Annotated in this window: 16 protein-coding genes; 12 read left to right on the forward strand and 4 right to left on the reverse strand. The window is 39.3% G+C overall.

Going from position 1 to position 18,629, the window contains the following annotated elements; all coding sequences use genetic code 11:
* The first annotated feature begins 17 nt into the window (after positions 1 to 17).
* The 9 genes from EZJ28_RS07815 to EZJ28_RS07855 all read left to right on the forward strand — a co-directional run bounded on the left by EZJ28_RS07815 (position 18) and on the right by EZJ28_RS07855 (position 11,159).
* Positions 18 to 1,157, forward strand: a complete 1,140-nt coding sequence (locus tag EZJ28_RS07815) for an N-acetylglucosamine-6-phosphate deacetylase (RefSeq protein WP_131396563.1) — start codon at positions 18 to 20, stop codon at positions 1,155 to 1,157.
* A 52-nt stretch (positions 1,158 to 1,209) separates the two neighbouring features.
* The gene (locus tag EZJ28_RS07820; protein ID WP_131396565.1) at positions 1,210 to 2,826 is read left to right on the forward strand and encodes a beta-N-acetylhexosaminidase; all 1,617 of its coding nucleotides are present in this window, start codon (positions 1,210 to 1,212) and stop codon (positions 2,824 to 2,826) included.
* A gap of 75 nt (positions 2,827 to 2,901) precedes the next feature.
* Positions 2,902 to 3,531, forward strand: coding sequence for a copper homeostasis protein CutC (locus EZJ28_RS07825; RefSeq protein ID WP_131396567.1), 630 nt, complete (start codon positions 2,902 to 2,904; stop codon positions 3,529 to 3,531).
* A gap of 434 nt (positions 3,532 to 3,965) precedes the next feature.
* A complete protein-coding gene (locus tag EZJ28_RS07830) occupies positions 3,966 to 5,006 on the forward strand; it encodes a sugar kinase (RefSeq protein WP_131396569.1) in 1,041 nt (346 codons plus the stop codon).
* Positions 5,007 to 5,023: 17 nt separating this feature from the next.
* On the forward strand, positions 5,024 to 5,692 hold the full coding sequence (locus tag EZJ28_RS07835) for a bifunctional 4-hydroxy-2-oxoglutarate aldolase/2-dehydro-3-deoxy-phosphogluconate aldolase (protein ID WP_131396571.1): 669 nt from the start codon (positions 5,024 to 5,026) through the stop codon (positions 5,690 to 5,692).
* Positions 5,693 to 5,710: 18 nt separating this feature from the next.
* Complete coding sequence (locus tag EZJ28_RS07840) at positions 5,711 to 6,559, forward strand: SDR family oxidoreductase (protein WP_131396573.1); 849 nt, start codon at positions 5,711 to 5,713, stop codon at positions 6,557 to 6,559.
* Between the two features lie 23 nt (positions 6,560 to 6,582).
* Positions 6,583 to 7,764 carry a mannonate dehydratase gene (gene uxuA, locus EZJ28_RS07845; protein ID WP_131396575.1) on the forward strand — a complete coding sequence of 394 codons (1,182 nt, stop codon included), beginning with the start codon at positions 6,583 to 6,585 and terminating at the stop codon, positions 7,762 to 7,764.
* Between the two features lie 41 nt (positions 7,765 to 7,805).
* Positions 7,806 to 8,780 (forward strand): Gfo/Idh/MocA family protein, encoded by a 975-nt coding sequence (locus tag EZJ28_RS07850; protein ID WP_131396577.1) that lies wholly within the window; start codon positions 7,806 to 7,808, stop codon positions 8,778 to 8,780.
* Between the two features lie 351 nt (positions 8,781 to 9,131).
* On the forward strand, positions 9,132 to 11,159 hold the full coding sequence (locus tag EZJ28_RS07855; RefSeq protein WP_131396579.1) for an LTA synthase family protein: 2,028 nt from the start codon (positions 9,132 to 9,134) through the stop codon (positions 11,157 to 11,159).
* Between the two features lie 12 nt (positions 11,160 to 11,171).
* Here EZJ28_RS07855 and EZJ28_RS07860 read toward each other — a convergent pair whose 3' ends face one another.
* Together EZJ28_RS07860 and EZJ28_RS07865 are read right to left on the reverse strand one after the other, a co-directional pair.
* Positions 11,172 to 12,329: a hypothetical protein gene (locus tag EZJ28_RS07860; protein ID WP_131396581.1), complete on the reverse strand. Its 1,158-nt coding sequence runs from the start codon at positions 12,327 to 12,329 to the stop codon at positions 11,172 to 11,174.
* Between the two features lies 1 nt (position 12,330).
* Positions 12,331 to 13,587, reverse strand: coding sequence for a YaiO family outer membrane beta-barrel protein (locus EZJ28_RS07865; RefSeq protein ID WP_131396583.1), 1,257 nt, complete (start codon positions 13,585 to 13,587; stop codon positions 12,331 to 12,333).
* A 329-nt stretch (positions 13,588 to 13,916) separates the two neighbouring features.
* On the opposite strand from EZJ28_RS07865, the gene EZJ28_RS07870 reads away from it, so the two are divergent.
* The 3 genes from EZJ28_RS07870 to EZJ28_RS07880 are packed head-to-tail and all read left to right on the forward strand — an operon-like array spanning position 13,917 to position 16,760.
* Entirely contained in the window at positions 13,917 to 14,270 is a 354-nt protein-coding gene (locus EZJ28_RS07870) for a response regulator (protein ID WP_131396585.1), read from the forward strand.
* On the forward strand, positions 14,270 to 15,319 hold the full coding sequence (locus EZJ28_RS07875; RefSeq protein ID WP_131396587.1) for a hypothetical protein: 1,050 nt from the start codon (positions 14,270 to 14,272) through the stop codon (positions 15,317 to 15,319). The genes EZJ28_RS07870 and EZJ28_RS07875 overlap by 1 nt, the downstream gene beginning before the upstream one ends.
* A complete protein-coding gene (locus tag EZJ28_RS07880; RefSeq protein WP_131396589.1) occupies positions 15,309 to 16,760 on the forward strand; it encodes a glycosyltransferase in 1,452 nt (483 codons plus the stop codon). Before EZJ28_RS07875 ends, EZJ28_RS07880 begins: the two co-directional genes overlap by 11 nt.
* Before the next feature lie 108 nt (positions 16,761 to 16,868).
* On the opposite strand, the gene EZJ28_RS07885 is transcribed toward EZJ28_RS07880, so the two are convergent.
* Together EZJ28_RS07885 and EZJ28_RS07890 are read right to left on the reverse strand one after the other, a co-directional pair.
* A complete protein-coding gene (locus tag EZJ28_RS07885) occupies positions 16,869 to 17,192 on the reverse strand; it encodes a hypothetical protein (protein WP_131396590.1) in 324 nt (107 codons plus the stop codon).
* 5 nt (positions 17,193 to 17,197) lie between these two features.
* A complete protein-coding gene (locus EZJ28_RS07890) occupies positions 17,198 to 18,625 on the reverse strand; it encodes an NADH-quinone oxidoreductase subunit N (RefSeq protein WP_131396592.1) in 1,428 nt (475 codons plus the stop codon).
* Positions 18,626 to 18,629 lie beyond the last annotated feature (4 nt).

Genomic DNA, 18,629 nt, shown 5'->3' on the forward strand with positions numbered 1-18,629 from the left:
TTAAATGAATAGGAGATATGCTAAATGGAGTTCACTATAAAACTAATAATCCTGTCAAAATTACTTTTGAAAAGGACCTGATAGCTTCAATTAAGTTGGATAAGACACTGCAAACGGATAATATGATATGTCCCGGACTTGTAGATCTCCAAATTAATGGTTTCAAGGGTGTTGATTTCAATGAAGAAGGATTAAGTGTTGATAGCGTGGTTTTGGTTACCAGAGAATTATGGAAAGCTGGGGTCACGAGTTACTTTCCTACTTTAATCACAAATAGTGATGAAAATATTTGTGCTACTCTGGAAACAATAGAACAGGCATGTGAAAAACATTCTTTGATAGATAAGACGATCAGCGGTATCCATTTGGAAGGTCCGTTTCTTTCGTCGGAAGATGGTCCCAGAGGGGCTCATCCTTTAAAACATATAAAAGCTCCAGATTGGGATCTTCTTAATAAATGGCAAACTATAGCCAGGGGACGAATTAAAATGATAACGATATCTCCGGAGTGGCCAGAATCAGTGAACTTTATAAAGTGCTGCCGGTCTTCCGGGATCCTGGTTGCTATAGGTCATACCAATGCTAATGAAGAGCAAATTAGAAATGCAGTACAGGCCGGAGCCAGATTATCTACTCATTTAGGGAATGCTACCCACCTGATGCTTCCCCGGCATTCTAATTATATTTGGGAGCAATTGGCTTCAGAGCAATTATGGTCCAGTATTATCGCTGATGGATTTCATCTGCCCCCGGCTCTTTTAAAAGTATTTCTTAAAATTAAAGAAGGCCAAAGCATTCTGGTAAGTGATTCCACAAAATTTGCGGGATTACCACCAGGATCATATTCCAGTCATATTGGGGGAGCAATAGAGTTGAATTCAGAAGGTAGACTTTTTATGAAAGATAAGCCTAAGATGCTGGCAGGTTCAGCTCGATCCCTTCTTAACTGTATTGATCATTTAGTAAACTCAGAAATTACTTCCTTAGAAACAGCCTTGGATATGGCCTCTTTTAAACCTCTGGAATTACTCGGGAAGCATTACTTATACGGAATGGAAGAAGGCAAGAAAGCTGATCTGATTATATTTAAACGAGTTTCAGGGAAAATCAGGCTTCTAAAAACCATTAAAGCCGGTGAAGTGGTATATAAGGCTTAATATATACTGCGTCAAATTTGAATATCGTAAAAGAAATAAAACAATTTAGCTTATGAAATTCTCACATTTTATAATCCTCATTATTGCCGTAAATTTCAATTCGGCATTTGCGCAGGAAAATGTTCAAATCATTCCCCAACCATCTCAAATTGAATATGGCCAAGGTTCATTTTCCTTGGAAAAGGGAGTAAATATTATTGCTCCTCAGGCTCTTGAGAATGAAGCAGAATTTCTTGCTGATATTCTTGGTAAAGGTTTAGGGATCAAACCGGAAATCTTGCCTGAGGGAAAGGGTATTGAAATGGAAATTGAACCTGATCTTCATAAACATTTAGGTAAGGAAGGTTATGTACTTGAAGTCGGTCTATCAGGAATTTCAATAAATGCAGCTACATCTTCAGGGGTTTTCTACGGGATTCAATCTTTACGTCAACTTTTACCTTCAGCTTTTGAGTTTACTCAACAAAAAGAAAAAATTGAGATTCCCATTCTCACAGTCACAGATGTTCCCAGGTTTCCCTGGAGAGCTTTTATGCTGGATGAATCCCGACATTTTAAAGGATCCCGGGAAGTAAAAAAACTTCTGGATCAAATGGCTCTCTTAAAGATGAATACCTTTCATTGGCATTTAACAGATGATCAGGGCTGGCGAATAGAAATTAAAAAATATCCCCGGTTAACTGAAATTGGATCTAAACGAAAAGATACTCAGGCATCAAGAAAAAGTGAGAAGAGAACTGGGGAACCGCATGAAGGTTTTTATACTCAGGAACAGATAAAGGAAATTATAGATTATGCAAAACTGAGGCACATCACGATAGTTCCCGAAATTGAAATGCCTGGACATGCTATGGCTGCAGTGGCAGCGTATCCGTGGTTAGGTTCTTTAGGAACCACCACAGAGGTACCCGTGGTTTTTGGAAAAATGGACGACTCCTTTAATATTGCCGATCCGAATGTGGTACAATTCCTTAAAGATGTCTTGGATGAAGTATTTGCTCTGTTTCCCGGTAACGTGGTACATATAGGAGGTGATGAGGTTAATTTTAAAGCCTGGGAAGAATCCGAATCTGCACAAAGATTTATGAAGCAGAATGACCTGGAGTCTGAGGTGGATTTACAAATCTTTTTTACGAATCAGATGTCTAACTATATTGATAAGGCAGGAAAACGTATGATGGGATGGAATGAGATTTTAGGAGATGACATTCATGAAGAAAGGCAACAGGATCCAGAACTTATAAAACAGAAATTAGCCAAATCTGCAATTGTTCACTTCTGGAAAGGAGATTTAAATCTTATCAATAGAGCGGTACAGGAAGGTTATGATGTTGTGAATTCCAACCATTGGGATACTTATCTTGACTATACTTACGAAAGGACGCCTCTTTCAAAATCATATGCATTTGACCCTGTGCCAGATGGGCTTGAAAGTAAATATCATTCACGAATTCTTGGAACAGGCACCCAGATGTGGAGTGAATGGATACCTTCTGTTGCCGAGATGGAAAGACAGATATTTCCAAGGCTGGCAGCATATGCCGAAGTTGGTTGGACGCCGGTAAAAAAGAAAAACTTTGAAAGGTTTCAGGCTTCTCTTGAGAAACTTCAGCAAAGGTGGACTTTACAGGGGATAAATTTCTATAAAGAGACTGATGATACTAAGTAATCCGTAAAGGCTTATATAGCTTAGTTAAATGGAACCTTTTAGATAATTAAAGACGCTGAACTAATAAAATAGAAAATGGAAGGAATTGTTATAGAAGCTTGCGTTGAAAACTTGGAACATGCACTAAATTCCGAGGCAAAGGGAGCTAATAGAATAGAGCTTTGCTCTAATTTGGCAGTAGAAGGGCTTACCCCTTCAGAAAATTTAATACGAGCCGCTAAGGAAGCTCTGGATATCCCTATCAGAGTAATGATTAGGCCGAGGGCAGGAGATTTTTGTTATAGTCAGGATGAATTAGCGCAAATGAGGGAGAGTATAAGATTATGTAAAAAGATTGGAGTAGAAGGGGTGGTTTTCGGCATTCTTAATATGGACAACACATTGAATGTTGAAGTAATAAAATCATTGGCGAAAGAGTCCTATCCTTTAAAGGTTGTTATACATAAAGCGATTGATAGTACGCCAGATCCTGTAGCATCCCTTAAGCAATTATTGGAAATTGAAGAGATCACTACCGTACTTACTTCTGGAGGAAAGGATGATGCTTTTGAAGGAGCAGATATATTGAAGGAAATGATACAGTTGGCAGGAGATGAAATTGAAATTTTGGCTCAGGGACATATTACGAGAAATAATTTTGATGAATTACATGAACTTATTGGAGCACAAGCTTATCACGGAAAATATATTGTAACGGAGATATAAGTATAGAGGTTTGAGTTTAATGTTATTAAGCAGGAATGTTTAGTATAAGAGTCGGCAGATGGGCTTGAAAGTAAATACCATTCTTTAATTCTAGGAACAGGCAGCCAGATGTGGAGTGAATGGATCCCATTTGTAGCCGAGATGGAAAGATAGATATTTCCAAGGCTGGCAGCATATGCTGAAGTGGGCTATACCCCTGTAAAAAATAAGAACTTTGAAAGGTTTCAAACTTCTCTTGAGAAATTTCAGGAAAGTTGGGCTTTGCAGGGAATTAACTTTTATGAGTCAAAAGCTTAATGTTTTTAAACACTCGAGAATTATACAGGCTTGCCCATATTCTAAATTGAAGGTTGTTATCGTAATAAACAAGAAAGAGGAATATCTTTTTAAAAAAACTTGGATCAATTTTTAATTCTTACTAAAAACATAAATAAATGAAGAAAGTAGTGACATTTGGAGAGATCATGATGCGTCTTGCTCCAGCAGAACATCTCAGGTTTTCTCAGGCCAGTAATTTTGATGTGGTATATGGTGGAGGTGAGTCAAATGTAGCTGTGTCCCTTGCAAATTATGGAGTATCTATAGATTTTGTAACCCGTCTTCCAAAAAATGACATTGGAGAATGTGCATTGATGGAGTTACGAAAAAGAAATGTGGGCGTTGATAATATCATCTACGGTGGAGACCGCCTGGGGATTTATTTTCTAGAAACGGGTGCTGTTAGCCGAGGAAGTAAAGTAGTTTATGACCGGGCACATTCTGCTATGGCTCAGATTGAAAAGGGAATGGTAGATTGGAAAAAGGTATTTGAAGATGCCGATTGGTTTCACTGGACAGGAATCACTCCTGCTATTTCACAAGGAGCAGCAGATGCATGTCTGGAAGCTGTCAAGGTAGCCCGTGAAATGGGGGTAACCATTTCTACAGATCTTAATTACAGAGCAAAATTGTGGAAATATGGAGTAGAACCTGAGACTATCATGACCGAACTAACTTCTTATTGTGATATTATTTTGGGCAATGAAGAAGATGCAGAGAAACACTTTGGGATCAAACCAGAGGGACTGGACATAACTACTCAGGGTAAGCATGTCAAAGCGGAAGCCTTTTTATCTGTATGTGAGCAAATGATGAAGAAATTTCCAAATGCCAAAAAAGTGATTACCACATTGAGGGGCTCTATTTCAGCATCTCATAATACCTGGGCGGGAGTTCTTTACGACGGTGAAACAATGTTCAAGTCTCCTGTATATGACATCACCCATATAGTTGATAGAGTTGGAGGAGGAGATTCTTTTATGGCAGGTTTAATTTATGGACTGTTAAACTTTTCTGGTGATGACCAGGCTGCCTTGAATTTTGCAGTTGCTGCGTCAGCCTTAAAGCATACAATTAAGGGAGATGCGAACTTGGTAAGTGTGGATGAAGTGAAAAAACTAATGAGTGGAGATGCCTCTGGCCGTGTTGTACGATAATTATTAAATTAAAAAAAATGGCTCGATATTCAAGATTAGAAGTTGCTTCAGTGATGGAAAAGGATGGGCTTGTCCCTTTATTCTTTCATCCTGATTTAGCATTGGGAAAGAAGATTTTAAAAGCCTGTTATGACGGTGGTGGCCGTATACTGGAATTTACAAGTAGGGGAGATTTTGCTTTCGAAATCTTTCGGGAATTAAATAAATATGCTCTTGAGGAATTGCCGGGAATGATATTAGGGGTGGGATCTGTAACCGATGCGGCAGCAGCCTCATTATATATGCAAATGGGGGCAAATTTTATTGTGACCCCTGTTTTTCGGGAAGATATAGCAATTGTCTGTAACAGAAGAAAGGTGCTCTGGTCTCCCGGGTGTGGATCTCTTACTGAAATCTCACGTGCTGAGGAATTGGGCTGCGAAATAGTGAAGTTATTCCCAGGTGGTACCTATGGCGCTCAGTTCGTAAAAGCTATTAAAGGTCCTTGCCCATGGACCAAGATTATGCCTACTGGCGGAGTTTCGCCTAGTGAAGCAAATTTAAGAGAATGGTTCGAGGCGGGAGTGACCTGTGTAGGAATGGGGTCAAAGTTAATTTCCAAAGATATACTAGAGAATGAAGATTTTGGCCGCTTAGAAACAACAGTGAGAAAAACTTTGACTTTGATCAAAAGTTTGAAACAATAAGTATTTAAAAAAACATATATGGGACCAAAGTATACAGAATTAAAGGATAAAGTCGTTGTGATAACCGGGGGCGGAGGAGTATTAGGCCGTACTTTTGCCGAAGCTTTGGCAGAACAGGGAGCAAAATTGGCTATTCTGGATATTAATCTTGATGCTGCCATGGCTGTGGCTTCCAAAATTGAAGAAAGTGGAGGAGAAGCAAGAGGTTTTGAGGTAAATGTACTCGACAAAAAAAGTTTACAACAGGCACATCTTAAAATAAAGAAACAACTGGGACCCTGCGATATTCTTCTCAATGGTGCAGGAGGAAACCATCCTAAAGGAACGACTTCCAAAACTCACCTTTTTGAGGAGGATATTAGGGATGATGAAGAACTAAAGACTTTTTTTGATTTGGATTACGATAGTGTTCAATTCGTTTTCAACTTAAATTTTCTCGGCACTTTACTTCCTACTCAAATTTTCGCCAAAGATATGATTGGAAGAAAAGGATGTTCGGTGATCAATATTTCTTCAATGAATGCTTATACGCCTCTTACCAAAATTCCTGCCTACAGTGGTGCAAAAGCGGCTGTAAGTAACTTCACTCAGTGGCTGGCTGTTCATTTTTCTAAGGTAAACATTCGGGTAAACGCACTGGCACCTGGCTTTTTTCTTACAGAACAAAACCGCAGTTTGCTCACCGATGAAAACGGCGAACTTACAGAGAGAGGAAGTACTATTATTGAGCATACACCGATGGGTAGATTTGGAGAACCCGAAGATCTTCAGGGGACTTTACTATGGCTTTGCAGTAACGGATCTAAATTCGTTACAGGAATTATTGTTCCTGTAGATGGCGGTTTCAGCAGCTTTAGCGGAGTATAACACAACGATTTAAAACGATATTTATGGCATTAGAACAAACCTGGAGATGGTATGGACCCAAAGACACGGTTAGTCTTCAGGATATAAAACAAGCGGGTGCTACAGGGGTTGTTACCGCCTTACATCATATTCCCAATGGTGAAGTTTGGACTATCGAAGAAATTGATAAGCGAAAACAGGAGATAGAAGCTTCCGGTTTAACCTGGTCAGTTGTTGAAAGTATTCCTGTGCATGAAGATATTAAAAAGAGAACGGGTGAATTTCAGAACTATATAAATAATTATAAACAAAGTATCAAAAATTTGGGCAGCTGCGGAATTGATACTGTGTGTTATAATTTTATGCCGGTGCTTGACTGGACCCGTACAGATCTTGCCTATGAGATGCCTGATGGCTCCCGGGCATTGCGATTTGATGCCGCCCAGTTTGCCGCCTTCGAATTATTTCTTTTGAAAAGGCCCGGCGCCGAAGAAATATATTCTGAGAAACAAAAACAAGCAGCGATAGCAGCCTTGGATAAATTATCTCAACAGGAAAAAGATCTGTTGGTGAATAATATTATTGCGGGTTTACCGGGAGCTGAAGAAGGATATACTCTGGATCGGTTCCAGGTTGTTCTTGATGAATATAGGAATATAGGTGAGCAAGAGCTTAGAGAAAATCTTTATGCATTTCTAAGGGAAATAATTCCAACAGCTGAAGAATCAGGAGTGCTTATGGCCATCCACCCAGATGATCCTCCATTCCCTATATTAGGTCTCCCCAGGGTTGTAAGTACAGAAAATGATGCAAAACAGTTATTAGAAGCTGTAAATAGCCCGAACAACGGTCTTTGTTTTTGTACTGGTTCCTTTGGAGTATTAGAAGAGAATGATTTACCAGGAATGATCGAAAGACTCGGTAGTCGTATCAATTTTATTCATCTTAGGAGTACACGTAGGGATGCTGAAGGCAATTTTTATGAAGCAGATCATTTAGATGGTGATGTAGATATGTATGCCGTAATAAAGGGGCTAATCAATGAACAACAAAATAGGATTTCCACCGGAAGAAAAGATCATAGGCTGCCTATGCGACCTGATCATGGGCATCAGATGCTGGATGACCTTAAAAAATATACCAACCCGGGCTACTCAGCCATTGGAAGGTTACGAGGTCTCGCCGAGTTGCGAGGGCTGCAATTAGGAATTGAACGGAGTATATAGATAACTTATATATACATAAACCATTTCAGAATGGAGTAGCTATGGAAAAAGTAAGCTGGGGTATCATAGGGTGTGGTGCTGTCGCCGAACAGAAAAGCGGTCCCGCATTTCAGAAATCTGTCAATTCAAGCTTGCTGGCGGTCATGCGTAGGAATTCAGACAAAGCAAAAGACTTTGCCCGAAGACATGGGGTAGCCTTGTGGTATGATAATGCGGATGATTTATTAAATAATTCTGAGATTAGTGCAGTATATATAGCAACACCTCCGGTTAGCCATCTTGAGTTAACCTTGAAAGCCATAAAAGCCGGTAAGAATATTTATCTTGAAAAACCCATGGCCCTTAATAAGGAGGAAGCGAATATTATCTTGGAGGCATTAAAAAATAGTCCTGTGAAGCTCACTCTAGCCCATTACAGGCGAAAACTACCTGTTTTTAGAAAGGTATTTGAACTTCTGAATAAGCAAGTTATTGGAGATGTTAGGTTTGTTGATATTCGGATTTTACAATCCCAAAAATCTCAAAATGGTAATAGTTTGGAGGAAAACTGGAGGGTGAATCCTAAAGTGTCAGGAGGAGGCTACTTCCACGATTTAGCACCCCATCACCTGGATTTAATGCTTCATTTTTTTGGTGATTTTGATCAAGCTCAGGGATTTTCGGACAATCAGTCACACAATTACAAGGCAAAGGATATTGTTAATGGAATAGCTACTTTCACAAACGGGGTTCATTTAAGAGGAATTTGGAATTTTAATGTTTCAGAAATGCATGAAAAGGATCAATGCATCATATATGGCAGTAAAGGTTCCATAGAATTTTCATTTTTTGGTAACAAGGTTATTGTTAAAGGGGTAAATTCTAATGCAACTTTTTCTTTTGAACAAATTCCCCATGTTCAGCAACCTATGGTAGAAGCAACGGTTAAGTATTTTTTAGGAGAGGAAAGAATCAATCCTTGTTCTGCGGAAGAGGGATTAAAAACCTTAGAAATCGTAGATATTTTTAGTCGTTAAAGGGTACGAACCCATGAAATTTTTCACTTGCAACGGTTCAATTTCTTTCCGGAAGGGTTTACTCCAGTCACTATTAATTTTGACATACCTTGTGAATTTCTGTAAGGTATAGCTATAGATATCCTTATTTTTTAGAGCAGCTGTTCATTAGGATAAATATTTTCGAGAATGTTTTATTTAAAGGTTTAATAAGAGGAAAATTATAATTGATTCGCATAAGTGGCTTTTCGAAAAAGATTTTAATATCCTGGCAAGAAAAGGGTCTGTATTTATTTTTTTGTTGGCTTTTGTGATTTAATTTTTAGAGAATTACCCGATCAGTTTTATATTTGCTGCCCCATCTCCCTAAGTATGAGATTCAAAAAATCACAATTGCTAAAGAAGCTCGAAAAGTCCAGTATTACTTTTGCTCTTCTATCTATTATATTTCTTGTTTTTCTTCTACTTACCAGTCTGATAGAAGTATCACTGGCCGAGCTAAATCATAATTTAAACAGTAGTTTCATCAGTTTGCTTGGATGGAGTATTCTTGAGGATATAAGATTCTTCCTTACCTGGATGCTGCCGGCTTATCTTATATATCTTCTATTGTCACTTCTGTCTCCTAAATTTGCCAGAGGCCTTTATATAGTTGTTTTTATATTATTCTATCTCATTCAGTTTTCGCTTCTTTTTTATTTCAATACGACCCTGGTAATGCTTGGGAGTGATCTTTTTGGCTATTCCATTCAGGAAATTACACAAACACTTGGAGCTTCAGATAGCTTGGGCTGGGAGAAGATACTTATATTTTCTATTGTCCTTGTGTTTCTGAGCTTTTTATTAGTGAGATTTTCCCCGAAGCCGAAGATGAAATGGCAGCTGTCTGTTTTACTGCCGGTTTTATCCCTTTTATTTCTGCTTTTTGGATCCAGTGAAAGCCTGAATGCTTCAGAACTGTCATCAGATTTTGAAAGGAATCTGGTAAAGAATAAATCTGAGCATTTCTATAATTCGGCATATTCCTACTTTAATCCTGATATTTATGAGGTTGATATTTATGCCGAAAGCTACCTGGGAGACCTCTCGGCCGAATATGCTAGTATAGAGTCTTTTGAGTATGTTGATGAAGGGAGCTATCCTTTTCTTCGTAAGGAACTTAACCGAGATGTTCTTTCTCCATTTTTGGAGACAAAAGATGAAGCTCCGAATATTGTGATAATTGTGGTTGAAGGTCTGGGAAGAGCTTTTACCAATGAGGGAGCATATTTGGGTAATTTTACGCCTTTTCTCGACTCTCTCTCCACTAAGAGTTTGTACTGGCCTAATTTTCTAAGCAACGGCGGTCGTACATTTGCCGTATTGCCCTCATTATTAGGTTCGCTCCCATTTGCAAAAAATGGGTTTATGGAAATGGGAGATAATATGCCAGATCAGTTATCGCTGCTTAATCTTCTTGGGCAGAATGGATATGAAACCTCCTTTTATCATGGCGGTAAATCCGGGTTTGATAATATGGGGGTATATCTAAAAAAGAACAATGCAGATCGTATAATTGATGAGGATGACTTTCCGAAAGCCTATAAAAAGATCCCCTCTAAGCTAAATGGCTTTAGTTGGGGGTATGGGGACAAGGAACTTTACAGGAACTATCTTGAAAAAAAGCAGTCGGCGTCCGGAAATTCTCCACAACTGGACGTTTTACTAACTATTAGTACCCATGATCCTTTTTTTACCGATGACCCTGAAAGATATGACCGACTTTTCGAAGAAAGGTTGACTAAACTTGGATTCGATGAAGCAAAAAAGCAGGAGTACAGAAACTATAAAAAACAATATGCTACCATCCTTTACGCCGATGAGGCCCTTAAGAATTTTATGAATTCCTGGAAGGAACTGGATGATTATGATAATACCATTTTTCTGATCACCGGGGATCACCGGATTCCTGAGATTCCCATGGCATCCAAGATCGACAGGTATCATGTTCCGCTCATACTTTACTCGCCGCTGTTAAAACGCACGGCAGAATTCAGGTCCGTTTCTTCTCATTTTGATGTAGCTCCCAGTCTGATTTCATTTCTGAAGACGAATTATAATTTACAAATCCCGACGGTAAATTCCTTCTTAGGTCAAGGACTTGATACCACAAGGAGCTTTCATAATTTCCATAAGATTCCTTTGATGCAGACAAAGACCGACTTAAGAGATTTCGTGATGGGTGAATACCATCTTAATGGCGAGGACCTCTACCGCCTCACACCAGACATGGCTGAAGAATCTGTTACAGATGAAGCAAAGAAAGAAGAACTGCTATATGCTTTTGATCAGTTCAAAAGAAAGAATGCCGAAATAATCAATGGTAAAAGAATGATCCCGGATTCCATTACCCAGAAGTAACTGTGTAAGTAATTACATCTTTTCATTATAATATTCATCAAGAATAGTGGTAAGCAGCGGTCTGTAGTAGTTCCAGAAAAAACTGCGCCGCTCTATTACACTGCGCTTATCATAAAAAAAGCCTTTAAAGAAGCCTATCCCTTTAAAATACGAACTGTTGAAGCTAACAGGGTTATCGGCAAAATCTCCCGAAAAATAGAAAAAATCATAATCGGGTCCAGAATGATTCAGAACCGCGGGAAAACTCGAAGGTATACCAAATTCCTTTAATTGAGCCAGTCCCTTATCATTGGCGCTGATCTGAAATCTTGAAACAGCTCTATTGATATTTTCATCCGGGACTATCACATCAAACCAGAAAGGATATTTAATTCTTTCAGGTAAAGAGAATTCATCCTGAAATTCTTCTGAAGTGATAATATAAGGCATAGAAATGTTTAAGTGCGTATCCTGTTCCAGTATCACTACCTGGTCATTATCGTTCACAAAGGCAATTCCCGATTTTTTAAAAGGCCAGGAACCGCCATGTGCGTTCTTGTAATTCCTGATAAGCCAGGCAGGAATTTCCTTATTCTCCCTGATATTAAGATTATCAAAATAACGTGCGGTCCAGCCCGTCCATTTCATTTTGAACATTTCCTCGAATTCCTTCCTGTTCCGGTATGCGGTAGGGGAGCCTATGGTATTGAATTCGGCTATTATTAGCTTATTCTTTTCCTTCATCTTTTGAAGAAGGTAGATGTCTTTATCACCAAGCCCGCCATATAAAATTCCCGAGCGCTCGTTCACGTCCCCTTTTTTAAACCATTCATTATTGTAAATTCCGTAGGTATCTGTAAAGTATACCAGGTCTGCATCCTCACTCAACTGGTCAAGTTTAGGATAAGGAAATCGTTCCAGCCCTTTTAACTGGAAGTTTTCATTGTCTTCCGGAAAAAAACCAAAGTAATCCCGGCTTACTTCATAGGCTTTATCTGAAGTCTTCGTATACTTTTCATTATTTAGCACCCAGTTAAGGGAAATATGCTCCTGACCATTTTTTGTGAGTACGGTCTTGTCTATTATAGCTATTACCAGCCGGGTATTTGGCGTTATCATCCACGCCAGCCACATTAAAAGCGGAATGCTTATAACAATGATTATGAACCCCCAAAAGAGCTTCTTTCTCATCCTAGAACTTTTTGAAATATCCGACGTTTACAGAGAACTGGTTGCCTCGGGTTTCCCGTGCATATTCCTGATCTTCGAGACCGGCATTGATAAAGAAGACATTGGTACTTTTAATAGATACCCGGTATCCAAGTGTAAGATTCTTAGATTTCAGTCTGTAATTATCACTATTATTATAAAGGATATTGTTGGCATCGTTATCTGGAGAAATACCGGTGCCAATTCCAAGACTTAAATAATCATCCTCACCGGCGATATAATATCTCAGGTTCAGGGCATAGGATTGGGATATGCTTTCATTATCGGGAGTAAGATAGGTTCGGGCATTTATCCAGAAATTACTGATGTATTTCCCCACTGAAGCCGTATAGATCCATGTTTCTTCATCAAAACTCAGCATCCTGAAGCCCAGTTCCCCTTCAAAGGCGGCTGGCAAATTCGCGAAGAGGGAGGCTCCCGCGCGATATTCGGGGAAAATGCTTCCACTGCTGGCAATTCCACCGCTTAGGTAGGCATAAAAAGTATCTGAAATGCTTGGGTAAGCATCTATTACAAACTGGGTTCCATTCGAATTGAAACGGTTCGCATAATTGAACCGCCCTATAATGGAACCTATTTTGGTTCTTCTGGTATAATCAACACTGGCCAGGTGCCAGGGATCATCAAAGCGCTCGTCAAAATAAACATATTGATAATCGGCACCGATCTCATTTTTTGAAGAAACATTTTTAATGGATTCACCCAAGGAACGGGCTTCGGTTAATTTTGGATTTACTTTAAGCAGCCGATTCAGCGTAGTACTGGCCTCAGAATATCTTTCCAGATCTTTCAGAACTTTCGCTCTGAGCAGCAAAAGGTCTTCCGAATCTGGATGCTTTTCCAGACCCTTATCTACTATACCCAGGGCTTTTTCAGAATTATCGTTCCAGTATTCCAGACTTCCATAGGCAAAAGAGCCATCTTCATGACCGGGATTTTGTGTCAGAACCCTTTCAAATTCCACTCTGGCGCTATCAGCTTTATCGGTCCAGGTGTAAAGTCTTCCAAGGAAGATCCTGACATCGGCATAATCCGGGCTTTTTTCCAATGCTTTCTTTGTGAGCCTAAAAGCCTTGGGATAATTATCTTCCTCAAAAGCTGCATTCCTGGCCTCAAGGAATAATTCGTCAGTAGTTAATTCTTCCTGTGCCTGTAGCTGATTTAATGAAAGAACGAGAATGAGAAAAAAAGATAAGGGGCTGCTAATTTTAAGTCTCATGTTTAGGGCTTGTTACATTTCGATCCTGTAAAATTGTTTATTTTCAATCGATCTGAAAGTGTTTGCAATATAATAGCTTTAAAGAAATTAGGTATTAAAATGAAATAAATTTTACCTGCTTGAAAAATTATAATATATCTACCCTGAACTGTATTCTTAGGTACATATTAGATTGCACCGTTATGTTGGAAATGTAAAAACCTCTGCATGTATTCAGAAAGATTTTTCCTACTGAAAATTATAAAAATAGGAGATAAATTACTCTGGAGGTCGTTAAACGGGTTGGTTCTCAGGTATATTTATTATATTTCAGCCGTAAATTTTTTTGGATGAGGAAGGTCTTGGTGATCCAGGAGGATATCATAATACTGAAGATTCTGGAAAGACTTGTACGTCTGAACAATTTTGAATGTAAAGCGATAAGGTCGCTCGAAGATCTTAGTATAGAGGATCAGCAGACCAACTTCGACTTTATTATTACAGATATTTTATTTGAAGGGATCGCACCCCTGGAATTCGTTGCCCAGGTTCAGGAGGTGTTATTGCATAAAAACCTGCTTATTGTAACAAATATGGGACAGGACAAGGTGAAAAAAGAAATTTTTGCCCTTAGAGGTATTACAGGATTTTATGCTGCTCCCATAGATCTGGATGAAATAGAAGCTATAATACAGGCCTACTAATGAATGAAAAATCCCTACTTTTATTCATAAGCATCGTTTTTGCCGTTCTGGTAATATACTGGATATCCATAGCAGTTAGCCTTATCTATCGCAGGAGGCGAAAGGCCAGGTTAATGAAGATCGAAATTATTTTTGCCGATATCGTAAGCCGTTATCTTTATAACGATCCTGTTAATCCATTAACTTTAGAGGAAATTAAGACCACCTTGCGAAATGTAGGCATCAGGCCCCGTAACAAAAATAATATACAGTTTGTTATTAGACTTATGATACGTACCCAACGTACCATCCTGGGGAGCAATTTTAGCAAACTTCAGAAGCTTTACGCCGAAATTCCACCCTACGGCGTTTCAATTAAAAAGATCTCAAGCTGGAGCTGGTATAAAAAAGCCAGGGGGATAAGAGAGATCTACGAGATGAACCAATCTCAGTATTTCGATGAGATCTTTAAATATCGAGATGATAAGAATATTTATGTTAGAAGGGAAGCACAGATCGCGCTTGTAGTTTTTCTTGGCTGGGAAAGTTTGAGATTCCTGCCCTATCTTAAAAGGAATATTACGCTTTGGCAACAGATAAAGATCGTGGAGAAACTGTATGATCTTTATCCTAAACCGGAATTGAAATGGCTTCATAGGGCATACGAAACGGAAAAGCTTTTTGGTAAAAAGCTACTCATGCGTATTATCCGGAAATATGAACTGCATGAGGAAATTGGTTTTATAATAGATCATTTGAACCATGAGGATTATGAGGTAAGGGAAACGGCTATCTATTGTCTGCAAACCTTTGCAGTGTCTTCTTCTACCATGGCTTATATCAAGGAGCTTTATAATGATATTCCCAATGCGACCCAACAGGGGCAGCTTTTAAACTACATTTATGAAAATTCAGATATCGATCTGGAATTTTACTTAAAACAGCTCTATAGCAATAATGAAGACCTTAAACTTAGTATAGCTGAGATACTTTGGAATAATGGATACAAAGAGAAGGTACAGGAATTCTATTATCAGCAATACCCAAAAGCTTCCTTAAATGTGGGATAGTGCAGAAGGTTTCTTTGGCAGCTACTATATCTACTGGATTAGCGTATTTCTATTCTTAGGTTATGGCGCGAGCCTTGTACTTCTTTATCTCACCGGGATTCTTCTTGCCAGAAGATCCATTAAACGAACCAAGCAGAGATCTGTTTTTTTGAGGGCTGAAGATATTGTAAGCGCGACCGATATTCCTTCGGTAACCATTATTGCTCCGGCATATAATGAAGGACTTACCATTATTGAAAATGTAAAATCCCTGCTTTCTATTCAGTATCCATATTATGAGCTTATCCTTGTTAATGATGGAAGCAATGATGACTCCCTGAAAAAACTTATCAATGAATTCAATCTTGAGCGACAGGATGCTACTTTCATTACCCAGCCCATACCAACGGCTTCGGTAAAATATATTTATCGAAGTCGGGAAACCAAATACACGCATCTTACAGTCATCGATAAAAATAATGGAGGTAAGGCCGATGCGATTAATGCCGGGGTGAACTTCTCGAATACCGAACTGGTGATCTTTACCGATGTTGATTGTATCATTGAACAGGATGCAATTCTTAAAATGGTAAGGCCTTATCTTGAAGAGGACGATAAGGAGATCATTGGTTGTGGTGGTGGTATCGGGATCGCTAATGACTCTATAATCAAGAATGGTATCTTAAGTGAGTTACGCTTACCCTCCCGTCTTATACCCATGAATCAGGTTGTGGAATATATCAGGACTTTCCTGCTGGGAAGGATGGCATGGAGTGAAATAAATGGCCTTATGCTTATTTCAGGTGCTTTCGGGATGTATCCCAGAAAAAGGGTCATAGAGGTTGGAGGATTTAATCCGAAGACGGTAGGGGAAGACCTGGAATTATGTGTGCGAATGAGGATGTATATGGAAGAGAAGAAAATACCATATAAAGTGGTTTATCTTCCCGAGACTTTGTGCTGGACCGAAGCTCCTTCAGATTATAACATCCTTATCAGGCAAAGAGATCGTTGGGCCCGGGGATTATGGGAGACCATGAGCCTGCATAGAAAGCTTTTCCTAAACAGGAAATACCGTAAGATGGGATTGCTTTTTTATCCCTACTGGTTGTTTTTTGAATTTTCTGCGCCTGTTGTGGAATTCTTAGGGATCATCTGTATGATCGCTTTCGGGATTTTCGGCTGGATAAACTGGCCGTTCGCCATTATGTTATTTTTTGCCGCTTATTTAGTAGGCTGTGTATTCTCTACCATTGCCATCTTTATGTACATAAAAAATTTCGATCATTATACAAAACCTAAACAGGTAGTAGAGCTCTTACTGGCGGCCTACCTTGAACCTTTTCTATATCACCCCGTCCTGTTATTTGGTCAGATGAAAGGTTATTATAAAAAGCTTTTTGATATTACATCCGGTTGGGGAAATATGACCAGAAAGGGCTTTAAGGTCTTAAAGAAATAATACCTCTACCTGTACATTCACCGCATTAAGCTTTCAAAAAAAAGCCCTGTCACGCTAGCCTGACAGGGCTTGAACACTTCAAAATATAATTGGGGCTAAGAGAAATAATTATTTTTTTTGCCAGTACTGCGGAGCGGTTTTTTCGCTTTCCTGGTTCCAGAATTCAGGGGTGACCTTATGCCCGTCAAAAGTTCTTAACTTTCGTTCATAGACCGCTATCACGGGGTTGAAGGTTATATCGGTGACTCCAACTGTATAAAGCTGAGGTTCGTCCTCATTTTTTCTTTTTTCTTCCTGAACTATCACTTCAAAACTGTTATGCTCCAGCAGTTTCTTTAGGAACTCTTTTCTGTCTTCGTCAATTTTCTTTTCAATAAAACTCACACGAATATCATCAATGCTACCAAAGCTATGTTTGCCTTCCAGTGCCATAATTTTTATTTTAAGATCCCACTTAATTCATAAATATAGTCGTACAGAGGACTGTATAATCCCAAAACCAGGATCCCGATCACAGTTAATACGATACCTATTCTCATATATACTTTGTTTTTAAAGAAAGGAATGGGATCATCTCCTCTCCTTAAGAACATTGCTCTTATTACTAGTAGATAGTAGTACAGGGAAATAGTTACGTTCACCACCGCCAGGAAGACCAATAGGTAGTAACCCTGACTTGCGGCAGCGGTAAAAAGGAAGAACTTCCCAAAAAAACCGGCCACTGGAGGAATTCCCGCCAGGGAGAACAATGCCAGCATCATTACAAGGCTTAGTTTCGGGTTTGTTCTGTAAAGACCTTCGTAATCTTTCATATTTTCTCTTCCGGTTTGTGAAGAGATAGCCTGAACCACTCCAAAAGCAGCAAGATTGGAGGATATGTAGATAGTTACAAAATAAACTACGGTTGCGGTACCCAGTTGAGTTCCGGTAATAAGTCCTAGCAGGATGAACCCGGCCTGCGCGATTGAAGAGAAGGCTAGAAATCGTTTCATATTCTCCTGTCTCAACGCGAAGAGGTTACCAGTGAACATGGTAGCCAGGGCCAGAACATAGATCAGGTTTTCCCAGATATGCATCAGAGGTTTCAATACTGTAAACAGTAAGATCATCAAAATGAAAACAGCCGCTCCTTTAGATATCACCGATAGATAGGATGCAATACTAATGGGAGCACCTTCATATACATCTGCCGTCCAGAAATGGAAGGGAACAAGGGAGATCTTAAAGGCCAGTCCGGCAAAGAACAATAAAAATCCAAGTAAGGTTAAATGGCTGGCGCTTATGTTCAGCAGGATCTCGTCAAAATAAATAGAACCGGCAGTAGCGTACAACATCGAGATTCCGAATAAGGAAACTCCCGATGCCATCGCGGCCGAAAGTATCAGTTTAATACCGGCCTCGCTTGATTTCCTTTTCATGACTTCAAATGCTGCGAGCGCGGCTATTGGAAGCGTAGATAGTTCCAGGCCGATGTAGAACATAAGAAAATCCCCTGCCGAGATCATAAAATACATTCCGAATAGCGAAGCAAAAAGCAGGATAAAGAATTCTGTTCCGCGCTCTTTGTCGGTCATTTTTTCCTTAATCCAGTCTGCCGACTGAAGCAATAGTATGAGTACTCCAAGGTTAAGCACATTCTTGAAGAAATGGATGAGTTCATTGCTTCTGAACATTCCTCCAAAAAGTTCGCTGTCTGCCAGCGGAAAGAAACCGGAGATACTATGTAATCCAAACAGCACGATGGCAATTGAAACAATATGCTTTTTCCTGCCGGGAGAAATGAAAATCTCGGCTATCAAAAGAATGAGTATTACGGCTAGCAGACTTAGCTCGTGACGCATCAGTAAAAAACTATTAAGTTCCATTTCA

It is taken from the genome of Gramella sp. KN1008, from assembly GCF_004332155.1.
Lineage (GTDB): Bacteria > Bacteroidota > Bacteroidia > Flavobacteriales > Flavobacteriaceae > Christiangramia.

Excerpts from the sequence above, each read along its gene's own strand:
- EZJ28_RS07815 (WP_131396563.1), top strand. The coding sequence starts at position 18 with ATGCTAAATGGAGTTCACTATAAAACTAATAATCCTGTCAAAATTACT.
- EZJ28_RS07820 (WP_131396565.1), top strand. The coding sequence starts at position 1,210 with ATGAAATTCTCACATTTTATAATCCTCATTATTGCCGTAAATTTCAAT.
- EZJ28_RS07825 (WP_131396567.1), top strand. The coding sequence starts at position 2,902 with ATGGAAGGAATTGTTATAGAAGCTTGCGTTGAAAACTTGGAACATGCA.
- EZJ28_RS07830 (WP_131396569.1), top strand. The coding sequence starts at position 3,966 with ATGAAGAAAGTAGTGACATTTGGAGAGATCATGATGCGTCTTGCTCCA.
- EZJ28_RS07835 (WP_131396571.1), top strand. The coding sequence starts at position 5,024 with ATGGCTCGATATTCAAGATTAGAAGTTGCTTCAGTGATGGAAAAGGAT.
- EZJ28_RS07840 (WP_131396573.1), top strand. The coding sequence starts at position 5,711 with ATGGGACCAAAGTATACAGAATTAAAGGATAAAGTCGTTGTGATAACC.
- uxuA (WP_131396575.1), top strand. The coding sequence starts at position 6,583 with ATGGCATTAGAACAAACCTGGAGATGGTATGGACCCAAAGACACGGTT.
- EZJ28_RS07850 (WP_131396577.1), top strand. The coding sequence starts at position 7,806 with ATGGAAAAAGTAAGCTGGGGTATCATAGGGTGTGGTGCTGTCGCCGAA.
- EZJ28_RS07855 (WP_131396579.1), top strand. The coding sequence starts at position 9,132 with ATGAGATTCAAAAAATCACAATTGCTAAAGAAGCTCGAAAAGTCCAGT.
- EZJ28_RS07860 (WP_131396581.1), bottom strand. The coding sequence starts at position 12,329 with ATGAGAAAGAAGCTCTTTTGGGGGTTCATAATCATTGTTATAAGCATT.
- EZJ28_RS07865 (WP_131396583.1), bottom strand. The coding sequence starts at position 13,587 with ATGAGACTTAAAATTAGCAGCCCCTTATCTTTTTTTCTCATTCTCGTT.
- EZJ28_RS07870 (WP_131396585.1), top strand. The coding sequence starts at position 13,917 with ATGAGGAAGGTCTTGGTGATCCAGGAGGATATCATAATACTGAAGATT.
- EZJ28_RS07875 (WP_131396587.1), top strand. The coding sequence starts at position 14,270 with ATGAATGAAAAATCCCTACTTTTATTCATAAGCATCGTTTTTGCCGTT.
- EZJ28_RS07880 (WP_131396589.1), top strand. The coding sequence starts at position 15,309 with ATGTGGGATAGTGCAGAAGGTTTCTTTGGCAGCTACTATATCTACTGG.
- EZJ28_RS07885 (WP_131396590.1), bottom strand. The coding sequence starts at position 17,192 with ATGGCACTGGAAGGCAAACATAGCTTTGGTAGCATTGATGATATTCGT.
- EZJ28_RS07890 (WP_131396592.1), bottom strand. The coding sequence starts at position 18,625 with ATGGAACTTAATAGTTTTTTACTGATGCGTCACGAGCTAAGTCTGCTA.